Raw genomic sequence first — 20,229 nt, 5'->3', positions numbered from 1 at the left:
CCCACGCAGTGGCTTTTATTTTGCTTATGAAAGACAGCACCACGCCAAAAGAACAGTTGCTCAAAAAAATCCGAAAGGCTTTGCTGGATAAGCGCGACAACCCTTACCCGCAACTGGAGGATTTGCCTTTGTATGCGCCGCAGGATGAATTGCTGGAAGTCATGTTTGCCGAGCAATTTACCGCAGTTTCCGGCCAGTTTATTTTTTGTGAAGACGAGATTGACTTCATCGAAAACCTACTCACCCTGGCCGAACAGCGCAACTGGCACAAAATCTATTGCTGGGAAAAGTATCTGCAAAACATCTTAAAAACCTACGATTATCCTTATTTTGAAACCGATAAAGACTTTGAGCAAGCCGAAGTTGGTTTAACTTTATGTGATGCTTTGATCGCCCAAAACGGCAGCATTTTAATCACCAATGGCAATGCGGCAGGCAGAAGGTTGAGCATTTATCCGCACCAGCATATCGTTTTGGCTTACACCTCTCAATTGGTTTTGGATTTGAAAGACGGTTTTAAACTCCTCAAAGAAAAATACAAAAACACGCTGCCTTCCATGATCACAACCGTTACCGGCCCAAGCCGCACTGCCGATATCGAAAAAACGCTGGTATTAGGCGCACATGGGCCAAAAGAACTTTTTGTTTTTTTGCTGGATGATTTACAGGGATAAAAGAAGCATTCATAGCAAATAGATAATAGTTAATTGTTCATGGATAATAGCTTATAATCAGCCCAAATTTATAGTGGTAAAAGAAGCATTCATAGCAGATGATTAATTGTTCATAGTTAATGCTTAATAGCTTAAAACCAGCCCAAATTTATAGGGGTAAAAGAAGCATCACTTAATTTTCTTCATACTTCTTTTACCGATACTTTTTTGTTGTTTTATTATTGATTTTGCTATTTTTTTTAGCATTTTTGTTAAATGAATCAGCAGGAAAACGATGGTTATTTTAAAGGCCGCGGCGCACAATTAAACACGCACAACAAGTTTTTAAAGAACAAATACGTCCGCGATTTTGAAGAAGGTTTGGACGAGCCTTATCTGGAAAACAGCAAAACGCAGTTTTTTAACGAAACGCCTAAATCCATCGTCAGCGAATCCAACAGCCCCGATTTGTCTTTTATGCACTCCATCAACCCGTACCAGGGCTGCGAACACGGTTGCATTTATTGCTACGCCCGCAACTCACACGAATATTATGGTTTCAGTGCCGGATTGGATTTCGAACGAAAAATCATTGTAAAACACAATGCTGCCCAATTGCTGGAAACTTATCTCAACAAAAAGAACTACGAACCAGCCGTCATTGTGCTTTCCGGCAATACCGATTGCTACCAGCCCGTCGAAAAAAAGCTGAAAATTACACGCGGTTTGCTGGAGGTTTTTTTAAAGTACAAACATCCGGTCAGCATCATCACCAAAAACAATTTGATTTTGCGGGATTTGGATTTGCTTGCAGCTTTGGCAAAATCAGATCTCATCCATGTCAATATTTCGATCACTTCTTTGTCTGAAGCCCTTCGCCAAAAATTAGAACCACGAACGGTAACTGCCGCGGGAAGGTTAAACGTCATCAAAAAACTTTCGGAAGCTAGCGTGCCGGTGCGGGTAATGGTTTCGCCGATTATTCCGGGTTTAAATAGTCATGAAATTACCGATATTATTAAAGCTGCTGCCGATTGCGGCGCTGTTGATGCACGCTACACCATCGTCCGTTTAAACGGCGCCATTGCTTCGATTTTTACCGATTGGATTCACAAAGCTTTTCCCGGGCAGGCAGAAAAAGTGTTGCACCAGATTGAGAACTGCCATGGCGGAAAACTGAACGATTCGCGCTGGGGAACCCGAAAAACAGGCGATGGCCAGATTGCTGTTTCTATCCAGCAAATGTTTGCATTGGCTTGTAAAAAGTATTTAACGGGAAGGGAAATGCCGGATTATAACCTTAACCGTTTTGTAAACCAGTACGGCCGGCAAACAAATTTATTTTAATTTGTTTTGAAATTCTATATTAAAACGTAATTTTATACTATATACCATTTCAGTATTCAGTATAAATAATATGCAGACTAATATCCGTTCGGTAATTGCAGGTACCGGAAGTTACGTTCCCGATAAGATCATCACCAGCACGCATTTTATAAACCATCGTTTTTTTGAAAAAGATGGTCGGCCGGTAGCCAAAAGCAACCCGGTTATTTTAGAACAGTTTAAAAACATTACCGAAATAGAAGAACGCCGCTACGCACGGGAGGATCAAAACACTTCTGACTTAGGTTTTCTGGCTGCAAAAGATGCTTTAAAAAGTTCGGGAATTGATGCCGAAAGCCTTGATTATATTATCGTTGCCCACAATTTTGGCGATGTTGCAGAAGGCACAAACCGCGTTGATATGGTTCCTACTTTAGCAGCGCGCATCAAGCAATTGCTGCAAATTAAAAACCCGGATTGTGTGGCTTATGATTTGCCTTTTGGCTGCCCGGGCTGGGTGGAAGCCATGATCCAGGCAAATTATTTTATCAAGTCCGGTGATGCAAAAAGGTGTTTGGTGATTGGTGCCGAAACACTTTCGAGGATTATTGACCCGCACGACCGTGATAGTATGATTTATGCCGATGGTGCCGGAGCAGTTATTTTGGAAGCCGCAACAGGTACCGAAAAAGGGATTATTGCGCACAAAACACAATCTCATGCGGTTGATTATTCCAATTTGTTAACGATGGGTGCTTCTTATTCCAACGAACAGAGCGATCCGAATTTATACATCAAAATGAACGGACGTAAACTGTACGAATACGCGTTGATCCATGTGCCGCAAGTCATTAAAATGGCCTTGGATAAAGCCAGCATCAGTTTATACGATGTAAAAAAAGTATTGATCCATCAGGCAAACGGAAAAATGGATGACGCCATTATGCAGCGCGTGTTCGGGCTTTATGGCGAAAAAGAGTTTGACCCCAGCATTATGCCGATGAATATTGCACATTATGGCAACAGTTCTGTGGCCACCATTCCTACTTTGTTGGATTGTATTTTGAAGGGCCAAATGTCTGGTCAAACCATTAATGAAGGCGATAAAATTTTATTTGCTTCGGTTGGTGCCGGGATGAATATCAACGCCGTGGTTTATCAGAATTGATTTAGATGCTTCTTTTATGGCATAAAAAAAGGCGGCCAGTATTTGGCCGCCTTTATCTTTTAGAAGATTTTTATGCTACTTGTTGCGGTTCTGCAGTTTCCAAAACCATTTGCTCATCCACCAAAATTCGTCCGCAATGTTCGCAAACAATAATTTTTTTACGCTGACGGATATCTGCCTGGCGTTGCGGTGGAATCTCGTTAAAACATCCGGAGCAGGCATCACGCTCGATGGTAACTACAGCCAAGCCGTTTTTGGCATTGCCCCTTAAACGGTTGTAGGCAAACAGCAAACGCTCTTCGATATTCTTTTGCGCTTGTTCTGCCTGTACAGATAGTTCGTTTTCTTCTTTTTCGGTTTCGCTGGTAATCGTCCCTAATTCTGCTTTTTTCAGTTCGAAATCTTTACGACGGTCTTCCAAATCAGCCAAAGCCTTTTCATAAACCTGGGTTTTGGTGGCAATTTCGTAACCTAATTCTTTGATTTTTTTCTCGCTAACCTGAATATCTAACCCTTGGATTTCAATTTCCTTAGAAATGGCATCATACTCACGGTTGTTTTTAACCTCGTTTAGCTGGGCTTCGTATCTTTTGGTGTTGGCTTGTGCTTCTTTGATCAGGTTTTTTCTGGTAACTACAGCATCTTCCAAATCATCCAGTTCATTTTTTATTTTCTGAATCCGGGTTTCCAAACCTGCAACTTCATCTTCCAGGTCGTTCACTTCCATCGGAAGTTCGCCTCTTACCTGTCTGATGCGGTCAATTTTGGTGTGGATAGTTTGTAGTTCGTATAAAGCTTTTAGCTTTTGCTCTACTGTTTGTTCCATTAAAATATATATTTGACGGGGTTTGTATTAATTTTTGTTAAACGGACTGCAAAAGTAGGAAATTTTTCGCTGATAATTTCAGCTAATAATTCCTGTGTAAACTGCTCTGTTTCAAAATGTCCGATGTCGGCAACCACCAGTTTTCCTTCGGCATCAAAAAACTCGTGGTATTTAAAATCAGCGGTAACAAAAACATCGGCACCGGCAGCAATGGCCTGCTTCAGCAAAAAACTCCCCGAACCGCCGCAAACCGCAACTTTGCTCACTTTTTTGCCGGTAAAAACAGTATGCCGGATGACTTCCGCTTTCATCACTTTTTTAACAAAATGCAAAAAGTCAATTTCTTCCTGCGGAGAAGACAATTCGCCGATTAAACCCGCGCCAACTTCCTGGAAAGCGTTTGTAATCGGATACAGATCATAAGCCACTTCTTCATAAGGATGCGCCAAAATAAGCGCAGTTAGAATCTTATTTTCCAGATTTGTTGGATAAATTGTTTCGATACGCACTTCCGGCTCTCGGTGCTGCTTGCCCAATTCCCCAGTAAACGGATTGGCATTTTCGCCGGCCTTGTACGTTCCGGTTCCGTCGGTATTAAAACTTGCTTCGCTGTAATTGCCGATTTTTCCCGCACCGGCAGCAAATAAAGCGGCACGAACGGCTTCTGCCTGCGCAACCGGAACAAACGTAATTAGCTTTTTAAGGAGGTTGTTTTTGGGCGATAAAATGCGTGTATTGATCAAGCCCAAACGATCGGCAATGTGCTTGTTTACACCGGTAGCAACATGGTCTAAGTTGGTATGAATGGCATAAATAGCAATGCTGTTTTTAATGGCCTTTTCTACCACACGCTCCACATAAGTTTTGCCGTTAAACTTTTTTAAACCCTTAAAAACGATGGGGTGATGAGAGATAACCAACTGGCAGTTGTATGCAATGGCTTCATCTACAACGGCTTCGGTACAATCCAAAGAAATTAAGGCCTGCGAAATTTCCTGATCTGAATGGCCAATTAGCAACCCGGAATTGTCGTAATCTTCCTGGTAATTAAGCGGTGCCAAACTTTCCAGATAAGCCGTTAATGTGTTCAGTTTCATACGCTGAAATTAAACAACAATTTTTGCCAGTAAAAGAAGCATCAATGAAATTTTAGATTTTAAGGCTTTTGTGTTCTGGTAGAATCAACGCGTTTAGTTTCATAGGTTGAAATTAAACAACAATTTTTGTCCGGTAAAAGAAGTATTGATGAAATTTAAATTAGCGCTTCTGCGTTCTGGTAGAATCAACGCGTTTAGAATCTGTCATCAGTAATAAAGAAACGGCCAAAGCGCTGATAACACCAACCAACATTGCAGCGAAAATTTTTCCCGAAAAATCGCTGATGGAACCTTTTGAAACATAACTGATGTATAAAATAGCAAAGGCAACAGCTACAACGCCCCCTGCAAACAAAATTTTAAAGCCTTCCTGCAAGCCTTCAAAAAAAGTGATATTGCCGTTTTTTTCTACATCACGATATCTTCTTACACCAAAATACAAACCAATAATCGGGATCAATACGGAAGTATATTCTACCGGCGAAGTTGAGGTTAAAGTGGTGTAACCAAGCAAATGCATCATCAAAATCCACGCCCCGCTTAAAACACCAATAACTACACCGAATATAATTGCATTTTTCATAAGATCAATTTTTATGGGATAAAAGAAGTATCGGCAAAACGAGCCTGCTTGTATCAAACAAATGTGCTAAATTTTGTTTGCCTAAATTTAACTTTTAATAACACTTTTCGCCGTATTTTCTATTTGATATATTTGCAACGATTTGAATATCCGTGAAATTTTAGAACGATATAAAGAAGATGGCCGCGTTAAAAACTTGGCGCAGGCGTTAAATTCGGGCAAAAGTCCGCGCGTTCATCTTCGGGGCTTGGTTGGCTCAAGCGATGCCTTTCTGGCTATTGCTTTGTATTTTTTGCAGCATAAACATACCATTTTTGTTTTGCCCGATCAGGAAGAAGCTGGTTATTTTCAGGCCGATCTGGAGAATTTGCTGGACAAAGAAGTCCTGCATTTTCCTTCTTCTTTTCGAAAAGGTTTTGATTTTACACAGCCCGACAGCAGCCATGTTTTGGCGCGTGCCGAGGTTTTGAATGAATTGAACCATGCTTCAGAATTTGGAAACCTGATTGTTACTTATCCGGAAGCACTGGCCGAAAAAGTCATCAACCGTGCTTCGTTGGAAAAAAACACACTCGAAATTGCTGTGCAAAACAAGCTGAGTTTGGATTTTATCAACGAGTTTTTGATTGAATACGATTTTGAGCGCGTTGATTTTGTGTACAGTCCGGGCCAGTTTTCCATTCGCGGCGGCATTGTTGATATTTTTTCTTTCTCGCACGATGTGCCTTACCGGATCGAGTTTTTTGGTGATTTTGTAGAATCCATCCGAACGTTTGAAATTGAAAGCCAGCTTTCGGTAGAACATGTAAAAAGCATCACGATTGTGCCGAACGTGCAATCCAAATTCCTGATAGAAAGCAATATTTCTTTGCTGGAATATGTGGATGCCGATACCACAATTTGGATAAAAGACGTGCAATTAACGCTCGACGTGATTAAAGACGGCTACAAAAAAGCCAACGAATTGTGGAAAGCCTTGTCGGTGGCCGAGAAAAACCAAAACCCGGATTGGATTGACCCGGTTTATAATTTTACGGATGAAAAAATGCTGGCCGACCAACTGCGCGATTTCCGCATTGTAGAGTTTGGAAAACAGTTTTTTTATCAGGCTGATCAAACCATCACTTTTGATATCCGCCCGCAGCCTTCTTTCAATAAAGATTTTAACCTGCTCATCCACAACATCAAAAACAACGATGCGGAGAAGATTGAGAACCTGATTTTAACGGATTCGACCAAACAGATCGAACGTTTATACGCCATTTTTGATGACTTGGACAAAACGGCCAAATTTACGCCGATTCCCGTTTCCATCCGCGAAGGTTTTGTTGACCGCGAACAGAAACTGGCCTGCTATACCGATCACCAGATTTTTGACCGTTACTATAAATACAAGCTTAAAAAAGGCTACCAGAAATCGCAGGCCATCACTTTAAAAGAACTGCGCGAACTGAAACCGGGCGATTATGTAACGCACATTGACCACGGTATTGGAAAATACGCCGGCCTGGAAAAGGTGGAAGTGAACGGCAAATCGCAGGAAATGATCCGGTTGATTTATGCCGATAATGACTTGCTTTACGTCAACATCAACTCGCTGAACCGGATTTCCAAGTTCAGCGGAAAAGAAGGCACAATGCCTAAAATGAATAAACTGGGCACCGATACCTGGGAACGTCTCAAAAAAACCACAAAAAAAAAAGTTAAAGACATTGCCCGCGATTTGATTAAACTCTATGCCGTGCGCAAAACGCAAAACGGTACGGCGTTCTCGCCCGACAGTTATTTGCAAAACGAACTGGAAGCTTCTTTTATCTATGAAGATACGCCGGACCAGGAAAAAGCGACAAACGATTTGAAACGCGACATGGAATCACCGCACCCAATGGACCGTTTAATTTGCGGCGATGTTGGTTTCGGCAAAACTGAAGTTGCCATTCGCGCTGCTTTTAAAGCCGTTGCCGATAGTAAACAGGTTGCTGTTTTGGTTCCGACAACCATTTTGGCTGCCCAACATTATAAAACGTTTTCTGACCGTTTAAAAGGTTTTCCCTGCAATATTGATTACGTAAACCGCTTTAAATCGTCTAAACAAATCAAAGATACGCTGCAAAATGTAGCTGATGGAAAAGTGGATATTTTAATCGGCACGCACCGTTTGGTGAGCAAAGACGTCAAGTTTAAAGATTTGGGTTTGATGATCATTGATGAGGAACAAAAGTTCGGCGTATCAACCAAAGAAAAACTGAAAACGATGCGTGTAAATGTGGATACACTAACGTTAACAGCAACGCCAATTCCGCGTACATTGCATTTTTCGTTGATGGGTGCGCGCGATTTGTCCATCATTTCCACGCCTCCGCCAAACCGACAGCCTGTTGTTACCGAACTGCATGTTTTTAACGATAAACTGATCAAAGAAGCCGTTGAGTTTGAAGTGAACCGCGGCGGACAAGTTTTCTTTATCCACAACCGCGTGCAGGATTTGGCGCAATTGGGCGGCATGATTAAAAAATTGGTGCCAAAAGCAAGCGTTGGCATTGCGCATGGCCAATTGGAAGGCGACGCGCTGGAAGACGTAATGCTGAAATTTGTGAACGGCGAATTTGACGTGCTGGTTGCGACTACGATTATTGAAGCCGGACTGGATATTCCGAACGCCAACACGATCATCATCAATCACGCACACATGTTTGGGTTGAGCGATTTGCACCAGATGCGTGGGCGCGTTGGCCGGAGCAATAAAAAAGCGTTCTGTTATTTGCTAAGTCCGCCGCTATCAACCCTAACTTCGGAAGCAAGAAAAAGGTTAAGCGCGATTGAAGAATTTTCTGATCTCGGCAGCGGATTTAACGTAGCCATGCGCGATCTGGATATCCGCGGCAGCGGAAACCTGCTGGGTGCCGAACAAAGCGGTTTTATTGCCGAAATTGGTTTCGAGATGTATCACAAAATTTTGGATGAAGCGATCCAGGAACTGAAAGACGAAGAGTTTCAGGGCGTTTTCCAGGATGAGAAACCACGTCCGTTTGTTTCGTTTACGCAGATTGATACGGATTTGGAGATCATGATTCCGGATGAATATGTAACCAACATCGGCGAACGCTACAACTTGTACACCGAACTTTCCAAATTAGAAAACGAAACTGAATTGCAGGCGTTTGGCAAACAGTTGGAAGACCGTTTCGGGCCGATTCCACGCCAGGTCCGCGATATGCTGAACACCGTTCGGCTGCAATGGCTGGGCAAATCGCTTGGGTTTGAAAAAGTATCGCTTAAAAAGAATATTCTGCGCGGCTATTTTATTGCCAACCAGCAATCGCCTTATTTTGAAAGCGGCTCTTTCCACCGCATTTTGCAGTTTGTGCAGGACAACCCGCGCCGCTGCAACCTTAAAGAAGTAAAAAACAGTTTGCGCATCAGTTTTGAAGGCATCAGAACGATAGACCAGGCCGTAGAAATTTTGGAAGAAATGGCCGGGGAAACGGTTGGCGCTTAAAAAAGGGTGGTAAAAGAAGCATTGGGTTTTAATATTTTACGAGCAAAAGTTGTTACCTTTAAATACCAAACAGTAGAAAACATGTCGGTTGTAAAAGAAAAAATCATTCAGGAAATTGAAAGTATTCAAGATGAAGAAATGTTAAATAATATTCATCATGTTTTACAAAATATCTACTCCAAAAAATCAATCATTATTCTTAATGATGAGCAAAAAGTTAAAATTGCTCAAGCAGAAAAAGATTATTTAGAAGGAAGATTCTATACAACAGACACTCTTTTTGAGGAAATAATCAATGGCTAAACCTGTTGTTTGGTCTGAAGTTGCTAAAATCGACCTAATTTCAATAAAAGCATTTTATGACAAAAGAAATAAGTCATCCACCTATAGCACGAAACTGTTAAGAACGATTAAAAGTTCGGTGCATTTAATTGAAAAATATCCTGGTGCAGGGATTGATACAAGTATAGTTGGCGTACAAGGCTTGGTAACCGGCCATTACATTTTATTCTTCAAACATCAAGATAACCACATTTTGATCCTAACTGTTTGGGATTCCCGCAGATATCCGAAACAATTAGAAAACTTGCTAAAACAATAATGCTTTTTTTAATAAACCAAATTAAGTGCATTAAAAGAAGCATTGGTTTGTAATAAAGCTTACTGCACCACCTGATAAATCGCATTAAAATTCCTGCCAAAACCCTTATAATCCAACCCATAACCAACTACAAACTTGTTTTCGATCTCGAAAGCAATGTAATTTATTTCTTCAATCTGATATTCCATGGCAGTTGGTTTGTGTAAAAGTGTACAAATACTTACAGAAACCGGGTTTCTCGCTTTCAGTTTATCCACAATAAAACGCATGGTGTGGCCGGTATCTACAATATCTTCTATGATTATAATATGGCGATTGCCGATATCCATCTTCAAATCATAATCTTCCGTAACCACACGTTTGCTTTCCATGCCGCCGTGGTAAGAAGAAACTTTCATAAAAGCAATTTCGCAAGCCACATCAATTTGCTTCACCAAATCAGCCATAAACAAAAAACAGCCGTTTAAAATCCCCAGTAAAACGGGTTTTTTGCCTTCGTACTGCTGGTTGATTTGTATGCCGATCTCTACAATCCTGGCCTGGATCGTTTCAGCATCAATCATGATCTTAAACGTTTTATCTTCAATTGTTACAGTTTCCGGCTTCATGTTGATGCTGTTTTTATCGCCCCAAAACTAACCAATCCGACTGGCTTTCTTCAAACGCATTCGTGCAGTTAATGCTTATCTTTGCGGCCATTTATGATGATTTACCACATGCACCAGTTGCCCAACGGCATCCGGATTTTATACTACCCAACCGATTCTACCATTTCGCATTGCTGTTTGATGATCAACGCCGGCTCGCGCGATGAAGAAAAAGCCAAAGACGGACTGGCGCATTTTATAGAACATTTGCTTTTTAAAGCCACCGAACGAAGAAATACGAACCAGATTTTAAATTATTTGGAAGTGGTTGGTGCCGACTTGAACGCTTACACCACCAAAGAATATACGTGTATCCATGCTTCGTTTTTGAAAGAATATTTAGAGCGGGCGATGGATTTGATGGAAGATATTTTTTTCCATTCTACTTTCCCGCAAGAAGATTTGGAGAAAGAAAAAGGTGTTATTTTAGATGAAATTACCTCGTACCAAGACCAGCCGGAAGAAGCCATTCAGGATGATTTTGAAGATTTGCTGTTTAAAAACCATGCTTTGGGCCGAAATATTTTGGGCACGGCCGCTTCGGTCAGCGCTTTAACGCGGGCCGATATTGCTTCTTTTATCGCACAAAATTACAACACGCACCAAGCCGTTTTTGCCGTAACCGGGAAATACGATTTTACCAAAGTAATAAAACTGGCCGAACGTTATTTCGGACAAGTGCCGGAAAATAACCAGTCAAAAAAACGAATAAAACCAATTGCATCTTCTGCTGAAATCATTCGGGTTGAGAAGCCAATTGCGCAAACGCATTGCGTTTTGGGCACCACCGCTTATGCTTCTTTTGACGATAAAAAACCGATGCTTCTTTTACTCAACAATATTTTGGGCGGAAACGGCATGAGTTCGCGGTTGAACTTGGAAATCCGCGAGAAACATGGCATTGCTTACACCATCGAATCCAATTATTCGCCTTTAACAGATACCGGTTTATTTTCGATTTATTTTGGAACCGACACCGAAAAAGCGCCAAAAGCCATGCGTTTGGTGCAAAAAGAATTGCAGAAACTGCGCGACAAAAAGCTGGGAACGGTACAGTTACAACAAGCCAAACAAAAATTTATCGGGCAAATTGCTTTGGCCGAAGAAAACCGTTTGGGCTTGATTTTATCAATGGCAAAAAGCCTGATGGATTTTGGCCGGATTGATACGCTGGAAGAAGTTTTTGCGAAAATAAACGCGGTTTCTGCCGATGATTTATTGGAAGTTAGCAACGAGGTTTTTGATCCTGCTCAAATGCTGACGTTGCTGTTTGAGCCGGAAAATTAAATTTCTATCGTATCAAATTTTTTGATTAAAGAAAGTTTTGCTGAAGCATTTAAAACTTCGATGCCAATGATCGTACCGTTTTGTGCATAATCAATGATCATTTCCCCGCTTTTATCTTCATCGCTTTCTACAATAGTTTCTGTTTTAAATTGGATGTATAATGTGTCTGTTCCTTGATCAAAAGTTACTTTCATGGTAAAGCTTTTATTGTCTCTTCAACACTAATTTTTATGCGATAAAAGAAGCATCAAGTGAGAAAAAATTAAACGATTGCAACCATCAGAAAAAATAAATTCCACTCCTAAAGCTACCTAAAATTTTATTACGCTAAAACCCTTATTTTTGCAGCAATGAAATTACCCATTGTAGCATACGGCGACCCCATTTTAAAACGTGTTTCCGTAGATATCGGCCCGGATTATCCTAATTTAAAAGAACTGATTGCAGATATGTTTGAAACGATGTATGCTGCACGCGGCGTTGGTTTGGCGGCACCGCAAGTTGGGCATTCCATCCGTTTGTTTATCATTGACGCTACGCCTTTTAATGATGACGAACCAGATCTAAAGGACTTTAAAAAGGTTTTTATCAACGCGCACATGATTGATGAAACTGGCGAAAAGTGGCCTTTTAACGAAGGTTGTTTAAGTATTCCGGACATCCGCGAAGACATTTACCGTTGCAGCAATATCCGGCTATCTTATTTGGATGAAAACTTTGTGCACCATGAAGAATCTTTTAAAGGATTGGCCGCACGTGTTATCCAGCATGAATACGACCACACCGACGGCAAGTTGTTTACCGACTATTTAAGTCCGCTGCGTAAACGGTTGATCCAGAAAAAGCTGAACGATATTTCGAGAGGGATTGTAAAAGCAGAATATAAAATGAAATTTCCGGCGGTAAAAAAAGGCCGTTAATTGCTGTTGTCGCTTTGGCGGCTTTTATCGCCACGGATGATCGAACGGATCAAACTTCCCCAGGCTATCGGGTTAAGCAGCGGATTGGTTGGCCCGGAACCTGTATGAACCAAATTATCGTGCATGGACTGCAAATTCATAATCTGATTGGTCTGACCGTCGTGTGGCAAAGTGCGCGCCATAGCAATAACAGAACCGCGGTTCAAGTTTTTTTCGGCCAAAGCCAAATCGTCATCAGCAAATTTTTTGGCCAAAAAATCCCGTTTAAATTCATCTGTACTTGCCCATGGAAATACCCGAACCATTGGCAGGTTGATCGCTTCTGCTTTCAGTTTGATTTTCAGCACAAAACTTTTATTCTGGATATTTTCAGGAATGACAATAATTTGGCTGAGATAACCAACCGAAGAAACACGGATGCTGTCTTTCTCGTGCGCTACAAACGAAAAATAGCCTTCGTAATTGGAAGAAACGACCTGTTTTTTATAAGAAAGATTGGTTAAGTTGGTGTAAGGTACAACCGTATTGCTGTCCGCATTGATGATAATTCCGGAAAATTGCACCAAAGGCCGCTCTGCTTTTTGTGCAAAAGCAGAAAAGGAAATCAACAAACCGAAAGCTAAAAGCAGCTTCTTCATCAATTATAAAAGGTTGTGAAGTTTAAAATTAAAGTATTAAACCGATATAAAAAAACAGGCACAAAAGAAGTAATAATTATTTTACGGACGTTGATGTAAAACGTTATTTAACAATCGTTAACAACAATCTATTGCAGATTTTGCGGCAATACGGCGTGAGGGTCGTCAATATCGGTCAGGTTTACGGCTTCTACGCCTTTTATTTGCGGCACGGCGCGCATAATGGCTTGTTCAATGCCGGCTTTCATTGTCATGATGCTCATCGGGCAAGAGCCGCAGGCGCCCAGCAAACGCAAACGCACAATGTTATCTTCGGTGATCTCTTCTATCGAAACATTGCCGCCATCTGTTTCCAAATATGGCCTGATCGTGTTTAATGCTTCTTCAACCTGTTCTGATAGGTTCATGTTGATACTTCTTTTATCGGGTAAAAATAAGGATTTTATCTCACACCAACTGTCTCTGTTGTTTGCGCGTTTCGGATGGCAACCTGCTGGGCAACACGTTCTGCCATATCAAAAAAAGCAACAGCCATTGGGTTGTTTTCCTGCAATATGATCGGTTCGCCCGCATCGCCAGAATCGCTGATACTTTTAACCAACGGAATTTCGCCCAAAAACGGTATGTTCAAATCGGCAGCTAATTTTTGTCCGCCGCCTTGTCCAAAAATATGATACTTGTTTTCGGGCAGTTCGGCCGGTGTAAAATAAGCCATATTTTCGATGATACCGAGCAAAGGCACGTTGATGGCGTCCATCATAAACATACCAATCCCTTTCTTCGCATCAGCCAAAGCCACGTTTTGCGGCGTGGTTACAATAACCGCCCCTGCAATCGGGAAAGTTTGGGTTAAAGTGATGTGGATATCGCCGGTCCCGGGAGGAAGATCAACGATTAGATAATCCAAATCGCCCCATTCTGCATCGTTAAACAATTGTTTTACAGCGGTCGAAACCATTGGCCCGCGCCATGGAACCGGTTGGTTCGGGTCGGTAAAAAAACCAATAGAAAGCAGTTTGATGCCAAATTTTTCAATCGGTTCTATGCGGGTTTTGCCGTTTACTTCGGATGACCTTGGCCGCGCGCCTTCCAAACCAAACATAATCGGGATGGACGGGCCGTAAATATCCGCATCAATCAAACCAACTTTTGCACCTGTTTTGGCCAGACCAAGCGCCAGATTAACGGCAACGGTAGATTTACCAACGCCGCCTTTACCGGAAGCCACGGGAATGATATTTTTTACGCCCGGAACGCCTACATTTTTCGGCGTGGTAACGCGGGAAGTCATGTTGATATGCAGATCCGCTTCTTTACTTACAAAATGCAAAATAGCATTGCGGCAGGCATTTTCGATCATGGTTTTTAACGGACAGGCAGGCGTAGTCAGCACCACCGAAAAACTCACACGGTTGCCTTCAACCACCACATCTTCGATCATGTTTAAGGTAACCAAATCTTTTTTCAGGTCCGGGTCTTCCACATAACTTAATGCCTTTAAAACTTCTTCCCGTGTAATACTCATTATTTTGTTTGATTTTTGTATGATAAAAACAGCATTTCGTCCGTTCTCGATAAAAATAAAAAACTGCTGCAGAACAATTGACAGCAAAAAAGATTAATTAGTTTTAGCCAAAATTTACAGATGCGCCGTTTAAACCGTAAATATCTTAAAATCGGTCTTATTGTTCTTGTTTCTTTGCTGGTACTTCTCTCGATAGCAGGATTAATTGCTTATTCTAAACGGCAGGTTTTGCTTGAAAAAGCCTTGAACAAAGCTAAATTAAAAGCCAGGACCGAGTATAATTTAGATGTAAAAATAGGTTCGGCCAGCTTTACCGGCCTTACAACGGTCAACCTAAAAGACATTACCATTGTGCCTTTTGATCGCGACAGTTTATTGAAAATCAGCCATTTTCAGGTCAGCGTAAAAGTTTGGCCATTGTTGGTTGGAAATGTTAAGCTTTCGACCATCATTATGGAAGATGGCAAACTCAATTTAAGCAGCATAAAAGGAGTACGCAATTACGAGTTTTTGTTTCGGAAGAAAAGGGACAGCACCAAAAAAGCAAGTGGAAACCTGGCCGATTTTGCGCATAATTTGATGACGCAGTTTTTGTACAAAATCCCGGACGACCTCAACTTAACTAATTTTAATATTGCTTTTCACGACGATACCAACCGACTGAACCTGCAAATCCCAAAAGCGGTGATTGAGCGAGGAAAATTGTTTTCCACTATTTTTGTGAACAACGGTTATGCCACCTGGCACATTGCCGGCAACGTAAATACTTCAGATAAAAACGTTGCTTTGAAACTGTATGCCGATAACAAGAAGGTAGAACTTCCTTTTATCCAAAAAAAGTACGGGTTGAAACTGAACTTTGACACCATCGGCACCGAATTGAAAAAAGAAGAGCAAAGCGGCGATGAAACGCAAATTTACAGTTCGTGCTTTGTGCGAAACCTGCTCATCAACCACCCAAAAATAGCTTCCAATGATATTGTTGTGCCCAGCGCTTCTATTGATGCCAATGTTTTTGTGGGCGAAAATTATGTTTCGGTGGATAGTTCTTCGGTCATCCACCTTAAAAACGTTTCGGCCAGTCCGTTTATCAAAATCACGCTTAAACCAACTAAAATTTATGAGTTGAAATTGCGTACGGACTGGCTGGATGCGCAATCGCTGTTTAACTCTTTTCCGAGTGGTTTATTTGAATCTTTGGCCGGCATCCGTGTTTCCGGAAAGTTGAAATATGGCTTGAATTTCTACCTCAACACAAAAGACCCGGACAACGTAAAGTTTGATTCGGGTTTGCAAAAAGAGAACTTTAAAGTGCTGCAATACGGCGAAACCGATCTGACCAAACTGAACCAGGTTTTTGTGTACACGCCTTACGAAAAAGGCAAACCGATGCCGCCAAGAACAGTTGGTCCTACAAACCCTAATTTTACGCCTTTAAACCAGATTTCGCCAAACCTGCGCTACGCGGTGATGACGGCGGAAGACCCTTCGTTTTACCGCCACCACGGCTTTGTGGAAGAATCCATCCGAAAATCCATCGCCACAGATTTTAAAGAAAAACAGTTTAAACGCGGTGGAAGCACCATTTCGATGCAATTGGTGAAAAACGTTTTTTTAAGCCGGCAAAAAACGCTTGCCCGCAAAATCGAAGAAATATTAATCGTTTGGATCATCGAAAATAACGGTGTAAGCACTAAAAACCGGATGCTGGAGGTTTACTTCAACATTATTGAATGGGGACGAAATGTATACGGCATTGGCGAAGCTTCGCGCTATTATTTTGGTAAATCGCCTTCGCAACTCACTATTGGCGAGAGTATTTATTTGGCCAGCATTGTTCCGAAACCAAAATCCGGTTTGTATTCTTTTTTGCCTGATGGAAGTTTGCGGCCGTCCATCCATGGTTATTTTAATTTGATTGGCCGGTTGATGGCTTCCAAAGGTTATACGCCGCCTGATACCTCTGCTTATGGTTTTTACACGGTCCGCCTTCGGGAAGCTTTGCGGCCAAAAATGGCACCGGTTGATACGATGGCGGTGGATAGTTTGAACCAGGAAGGCGATGCCGATGCAGGCGTTGGGCCGATGCAGCATTTGAACTTTTTACAGCGTTTGTTTGGCAAAAAAGATACGGTAAAAGAAGCATCTGAGAAAAAAACGGTAAGCAAACCTGCCGCCGATACCACGGCCAAAACGCCAAAAGAACTCCGCATGGAGAAACGCGAACAACGCCGCCGCGAAAAAGAAAAACAGCGGGAGTTGAAAGATAAAGGGTTGATCTGAATTTTTAGGTGGTAAAAGAAGTATTGCTAAAAACCCATGCTTCTTTTACCGGCATAAATTTGTTGTAAGTCGTTTTTAGCAGCAAGCTTTTTTTTATGTTATGCTGCATTGGTTTTTACCGGACGAATGTTTTCAAACTCTGGTTTCTTTATGTTTTTTTCTTCTTCCAAATCATAATCGTCTTGCAGGCCAAGCCAAAATTTTGCGGATGTTCCTAAATATTTCGCTAACCGTAATGCTGTATCCGCTGTAATCCTACGATTGCCTTTAAGGATTTCGCCAACTCTTGTCTGCGGAATAAATGTTTCCTTTGACAACCTGTAAGCTGTAATGCCTAACGGGTCCAAAAATTCTTCTTTTAAGATTTCTCCGGGATGTATATTTTTTAGCGTTTCCATAATTCGGCTTGTTAATGGTAATCTATGATTTCAACCTCAAATGCATTGTCGTTTTCCCAATTGAAAATAACCCGCCATTGTTTGTTAATCCTAATGCTATAAAATTTTGATAAGTTACCGCTAAGTTTTTCCAAATGATTGGCTGGCGGCACCCTTAAATCATTTAAGTTTTGAGCGTTGTTGATCATTCTCAATTTTCTTCTTGCAACGTTTTGGATATCGGTTGGGAGTTTTTTTGATTGGATTCCTTCCCAAACCTTTTCCGTTTCTTTACTGCCGAAACTTTCAATCAAAATCTAAAATTAATACTAACGTTAAAGGTAAGTAAATTATTTGCCAAAAGAACTCCGTATTGAAAAACGCGAACAACGCCGCCGCGAAAAAGAAAAACAGCGGGAACTGCGGGACAAAGGTTTGACCTGAATTTTTAGGCGGTAAAAGAAGCATTGGTTTTTGGTGATGCTTCTTTTACCGGCATAAATTTGTTGTTTTCGGTTTTGTGCGGTTAAAGTTTTTGCTCCATTTTTCAATACAAGTTTTCTGTTTTTTTTCTGACAATTCCTTCTCCGGCAATTTTTATTTGCTGTTGCCTGCGCGTTTTCGCGTAGCAAAACCTGCGTAAAACCACGCAGCAAACCCACGAAAAAACCTGCTTCAAAATCCGTAACGGCAACGTTTCCTACGCTTGTAACTGCCTGTAATTTAGCATTATCATCAGCAACCAAATAAAAGTTGTGTGGATGAAAAAAGCTTCGGTATTAAGCTGAAGTTTTTGCTAAAGATTTAAAAGGTGGAATCCGAAAAACCTGGGACAGAGTAGGAAAAAACAATCAAACAAAAACCAAAATGTTAGCTACAAAAATTGAAAACCCGATGACGCTGGAGGAAGTAAAAAAACTTCCGCCGGTTAAAGCAACACAGCAGGAAAATTTCCTCAATGCCGATCAGCAATCAAGCAAAGGGCCGGAAATGGAAGTTATTGACGGCTTGTCTTATCCAAAAGGGACGGAAGCTGTGGGCGTTGCGTATTTGGCAAAAGCAGCCGATGAAGGCGCAACAGAAACCGACCATTTTTATCCGCCTTTCAGCGATTTGGACTACACGCCGCGCTTAGAACCTAAGAAATTCCGTCGGCCAAAGTTTATTGATCGGGACAGCATTCCAAGTATTGGTTTGAAAACGATTTTTGGCACCGACGACCGAAAAGTTTTCTATTCTACCGCTTATCCGTGGCGATGCGTAGGCAGGGTAGAAACACCGCTGGGCACTGGCAGCGGCGTGATGATTGGGCCGCGACATGTGCTTACCTGTTCGCACATCATTGATTGGCAGCCAAACAACACTACTGGCTGGTTTAAATTTACGCCGATGTACTACAACGGCAGTGCGCCTTACGGAGCTGCTTTCGGCATCAAAACTTATTACAAATATAAAGTAAACGGGCCAACGATTGACGGAACTGAAGCGCAATACGATTACACCGTAGTTGTTTTAGACCGGCCGATTGGCAACAGTACGGGCTGGATGGGCTCAAAATCATACACCGATTCTTGGGACGGCAGCGCGGTTTGGACACATGCCGGTTACCCTTTTGATTTGACCGGGACCCAAAGGCCAACCTACCAAACCGGCATTGCTTTGGACGGCGATTTTTGGACTACCGACGACCATGAAAGCATGACACACCAGGCAGATGTTTATCCCGGACAAAGCGGCGGCCCGTTTTGGGGTTATTGGGGCGGCCAGCCTTTTGCCGTAGCCACGCAAAGTGCGCAAAACGCGAGCAACAATACGGCCAGCGGCGGTGCCAATTTAGTTGATTTGGTAAACCGGGCGCGGACGGAATTTCCTTAAAAAGTACAATTAAGTTGATACTGAATTTAGGCCGGTAAAAGAAGCATTCAATTTAGGCTGGTGCTTCTTTTACCGGCTTATTTTTTTGTGATTGAAATCACTGATTGTGATTTCAAGTTATGGCAGACGAAGATTATTTCCATACTTTAACTTTTTTAGCATTCTTGCCTCGATAACACGACCGTTTTCTGCATCGTTTAATGATTGATCAATTTCTGCATGAAATTGCTCCAGGCTCATCGGTTTTAAATTACTTTCTAATAACTCCGCTTTTTGGTTGCGTAGAAATTTTTCTAAACCCTCAATAATTTCCTCGTTTTGAAGTTTAAGAAATTCTTGAACAAATGATATTTTACGCGCTTCTAAATTCATGTTTTGAGGTTATGTTAATGAAAAACAAAAGGATAGCCATAAAGTAAAGATTTGCTATAACATTAGTGATAATAGAAGAATTGAGAAGAATGTCTAAATCCTTACTTTATTAGTCCAAGTTTTTTAAACTTTCTTTGGAGATCATAAAAAGTTTGTTCAATCTTATCATTAGAGAATGGAATATATTGTAACCCTGCGATATTTGTAAATTCCTCGACCCCTTCTTGTTTTAAAATTATTACTTTATCGAACCCTAGTCTTCCTTGAAATAGACCTGCTTCATGAATTACATTCTGCCTTGCTCTTGTTTTGCCATCGGATGTTTCATCTTCTGCTGTCATTATTAAAACTGCAAAAGATGTTTTATTAAGAAACTCTTCAAGAACATTTATTATGGTTTCCCCTGTTCTGGATTCATCTTCAAATGTTAAAGTCTTTAAGTTTAAATCATCTTTTAAATAAATTTGGACTACTGCCCATAATTTGCTTCTTCCGTGTCCAACAAATACAAATCCTTTACCTTCTGATTTAGTTTCTTCCTTTGGTTTAAAC

At 41.4% G+C, this 20,229-nt stretch carries 22 protein-coding genes; 10 read left to right on the top strand and 12 right to left on the bottom strand.

Annotated features, from left to right (window positions below):
- Positions 1-26: 26 nt before the first annotated feature.
- The 3 genes from V5804_RS04600 (at position 27) to V5804_RS04590 (ending at position 3,147) form a co-directional block, all read left to right on the top strand.
- The gene (locus tag V5804_RS04600; RefSeq protein WP_369590202.1) at positions 27-674 is read left to right on the top strand and encodes a lactate utilization protein C; all 648 of its coding nucleotides are present in this window, start codon (positions 27-29) and stop codon (positions 672-674) included.
- 255 nt (positions 675-929) lie between these two features.
- On the top strand, positions 930-2,000 hold the full coding sequence (locus tag V5804_RS04595; RefSeq protein WP_369590201.1) for a PA0069 family radical SAM protein: 1,071 nt from the start codon (positions 930-932) through the stop codon (positions 1,998-2,000).
- Positions 2,001-2,070: 70 nt separating this feature from the next.
- Positions 2,071-3,147: a 3-oxoacyl-ACP synthase III family protein gene (locus V5804_RS04590; RefSeq protein ID WP_369590200.1), complete on the top strand. Its 1,077-nt coding sequence runs from the start codon at positions 2,071-2,073 to the stop codon at positions 3,145-3,147.
- 70 nt (positions 3,148-3,217) lie between these two features.
- Here the strand turns inward: V5804_RS04590 and V5804_RS04585 are convergent, their stop codons facing one another.
- The 3 genes from V5804_RS04585 to V5804_RS04575 all read right to left on the bottom strand — a co-directional run bounded on the left by V5804_RS04585 (position 3,218) and on the right by V5804_RS04575 (position 5,653).
- The gene (locus V5804_RS04585) at positions 3,218-3,973 is read right to left on the bottom strand and encodes a zinc ribbon domain-containing protein (RefSeq protein ID WP_369590199.1); all 756 of its coding nucleotides are present in this window, start codon (positions 3,971-3,973) and stop codon (positions 3,218-3,220) included.
- On the bottom strand, positions 3,973-5,070 hold the full coding sequence (locus V5804_RS04580; RefSeq protein WP_369590198.1) for a Nif3-like dinuclear metal center hexameric protein: 1,098 nt from the start codon (positions 5,068-5,070) through the stop codon (positions 3,973-3,975). Before V5804_RS04580 ends, V5804_RS04585 begins: the two co-directional genes overlap by 1 nt.
- Positions 5,071-5,230: 160 nt before the next feature.
- Positions 5,231-5,653 (bottom strand): DUF4199 domain-containing protein, encoded by a 423-nt coding sequence (locus V5804_RS04575; RefSeq protein ID WP_369590197.1) that lies wholly within the window; start codon positions 5,651-5,653, stop codon positions 5,231-5,233.
- A gap of 142 nt (positions 5,654-5,795) precedes the next feature.
- Between V5804_RS04575 and mfd the strand changes: the two genes are divergently transcribed.
- Genes mfd through V5804_RS04560 form a run of 3 tightly spaced genes read left to right on the top strand, consistent with a single transcriptional unit; the run spans position 5,796 to position 9,753 of the window.
- The gene (gene mfd, locus V5804_RS04570; protein WP_369590196.1) at positions 5,796-9,152 is read left to right on the top strand and encodes a transcription-repair coupling factor; all 3,357 of its coding nucleotides are present in this window, start codon (positions 5,796-5,798) and stop codon (positions 9,150-9,152) included.
- A 6-nt stretch (positions 9,153-9,158) separates the two neighbouring features.
- Positions 9,159-9,455, top strand: coding sequence for a hypothetical protein (locus tag V5804_RS04565; protein ID WP_369590195.1), 297 nt, complete (start codon positions 9,159-9,161; stop codon positions 9,453-9,455).
- A complete protein-coding gene (locus tag V5804_RS04560) occupies positions 9,448-9,753 on the top strand; it encodes a type II toxin-antitoxin system RelE/ParE family toxin (protein ID WP_369590194.1) in 306 nt (101 codons plus the stop codon). The genes V5804_RS04565 and V5804_RS04560 overlap by 8 nt, the downstream gene beginning before the upstream one ends.
- Before the next feature lie 59 nt (positions 9,754-9,812).
- On the opposite strand, the gene hpt is transcribed toward V5804_RS04560, so the two are convergent.
- Positions 9,813-10,361: a hypoxanthine phosphoribosyltransferase gene (gene hpt / locus V5804_RS04555; RefSeq protein WP_369590193.1), complete on the bottom strand. Its 549-nt coding sequence runs from the start codon at positions 10,359-10,361 to the stop codon at positions 9,813-9,815.
- A gap of 96 nt (positions 10,362-10,457) precedes the next feature.
- Here hpt and V5804_RS04550 point away from each other — a divergent pair, with 96 nt between their 5' ends.
- Positions 10,458-11,687 carry a M16 family metallopeptidase gene (locus V5804_RS04550; RefSeq protein WP_369590238.1) on the top strand — a complete coding sequence of 410 codons (1,230 nt, stop codon included), beginning with the start codon at positions 10,458-10,460 and terminating at the stop codon, positions 11,685-11,687.
- Here the strand turns inward: V5804_RS04550 and V5804_RS04545 are convergent.
- Positions 11,684-11,881 (bottom strand): DUF2283 domain-containing protein, encoded by a 198-nt coding sequence (locus tag V5804_RS04545; RefSeq protein WP_369590192.1) that lies wholly within the window; start codon positions 11,879-11,881, stop codon positions 11,684-11,686. The genes V5804_RS04550 and V5804_RS04545 overlap by 4 nt on opposite strands.
- A gap of 156 nt (positions 11,882-12,037) precedes the next feature.
- Between V5804_RS04545 and def the strand changes: the two genes are divergently transcribed.
- Positions 12,038-12,607, top strand: coding sequence for a peptide deformylase (gene def, locus V5804_RS04540; RefSeq protein ID WP_369590191.1), 570 nt, complete (start codon positions 12,038-12,040; stop codon positions 12,605-12,607).
- Here def and V5804_RS04535 read toward each other — a convergent pair.
- The 3 genes from V5804_RS04535 to V5804_RS04525 all read right to left on the bottom strand — a co-directional run bounded on the left by V5804_RS04535 (position 12,604) and on the right by V5804_RS04525 (position 14,770).
- Positions 12,604-13,245 carry a hypothetical protein gene (locus V5804_RS04535; protein WP_369590190.1) on the bottom strand — a complete coding sequence of 214 codons (642 nt, stop codon included), beginning with the start codon at positions 13,243-13,245 and terminating at the stop codon, positions 12,604-12,606. The two genes, def and V5804_RS04535, sit on opposite strands and share 4 nt — an antisense overlap.
- 128 nt (positions 13,246-13,373) lie before the next feature.
- Positions 13,374-13,652: a NifU family protein gene (locus tag V5804_RS04530; RefSeq protein WP_369590189.1), complete on the bottom strand. Its 279-nt coding sequence runs from the start codon at positions 13,650-13,652 to the stop codon at positions 13,374-13,376.
- Positions 13,653-13,687: 35 nt separating this feature from the next.
- A complete protein-coding gene (locus tag V5804_RS04525) occupies positions 13,688-14,770 on the bottom strand; it encodes an Mrp/NBP35 family ATP-binding protein (protein WP_369590188.1) in 1,083 nt (360 codons plus the stop codon).
- A gap of 228 nt (positions 14,771-14,998) precedes the next feature.
- Here V5804_RS04525 and V5804_RS04520 point away from each other — a divergent pair, with 228 nt between their 5' ends.
- Positions 14,999-17,053 carry a transglycosylase domain-containing protein gene (locus V5804_RS04520; protein ID WP_369590187.1) on the top strand — a complete coding sequence of 685 codons (2,055 nt, stop codon included), beginning with the start codon at positions 14,999-15,001 and terminating at the stop codon, positions 17,051-17,053.
- 98 nt (positions 17,054-17,151) lie between these two features.
- Here V5804_RS04520 and V5804_RS04515 read toward each other — a convergent pair whose 3' ends face one another.
- The gene (locus tag V5804_RS04515; RefSeq protein ID WP_369590186.1) at positions 17,152-17,451 is read right to left on the bottom strand and encodes a HigA family addiction module antitoxin; all 300 of its coding nucleotides are present in this window, start codon (positions 17,449-17,451) and stop codon (positions 17,152-17,154) included.
- Positions 17,452-17,462: 11 nt separating this feature from the next.
- A complete protein-coding gene (locus V5804_RS04510) occupies positions 17,463-17,744 on the bottom strand; it encodes a type II toxin-antitoxin system RelE/ParE family toxin (RefSeq protein WP_369590185.1) in 282 nt (93 codons plus the stop codon).
- A gap of 553 nt (positions 17,745-18,297) precedes the next feature.
- On the opposite strand from V5804_RS04510, the gene V5804_RS04505 reads away from it, so the two are divergent.
- Positions 18,298-19,305, top strand: a complete 1,008-nt coding sequence (locus tag V5804_RS04505; protein WP_369590184.1) for a serine protease — start codon at positions 18,298-18,300, stop codon at positions 19,303-19,305.
- Positions 19,306-19,422: 117 nt separating this feature from the next.
- Here V5804_RS04505 and V5804_RS04500 read toward each other — a convergent pair whose 3' ends face one another.
- Both V5804_RS04500 and V5804_RS04495 read right to left on the bottom strand, forming a co-directional pair.
- The gene (locus V5804_RS04500; RefSeq protein ID WP_369590183.1) at positions 19,423-19,677 is read right to left on the bottom strand and encodes a hypothetical protein; all 255 of its coding nucleotides are present in this window, start codon (positions 19,675-19,677) and stop codon (positions 19,423-19,425) included.
- A gap of 101 nt (positions 19,678-19,778) precedes the next feature.
- Positions 19,779-20,229 (bottom strand): TIR domain-containing protein (locus tag V5804_RS04495; protein ID WP_369590182.1); only part of this gene is annotated, 451 nt, incomplete at its 5' end.

The sequence above is a fragment of the Mucilaginibacter sp. genome (assembly GCF_041088075.1).
Classification (GTDB): Bacteria; Bacteroidota; Bacteroidia; order Sphingobacteriales; family Sphingobacteriaceae; genus Mucilaginibacter_A.
Note: the sequence above shows the minus strand (reverse complement) of the source record. Positions and strands in the feature narration are given on the sequence as shown.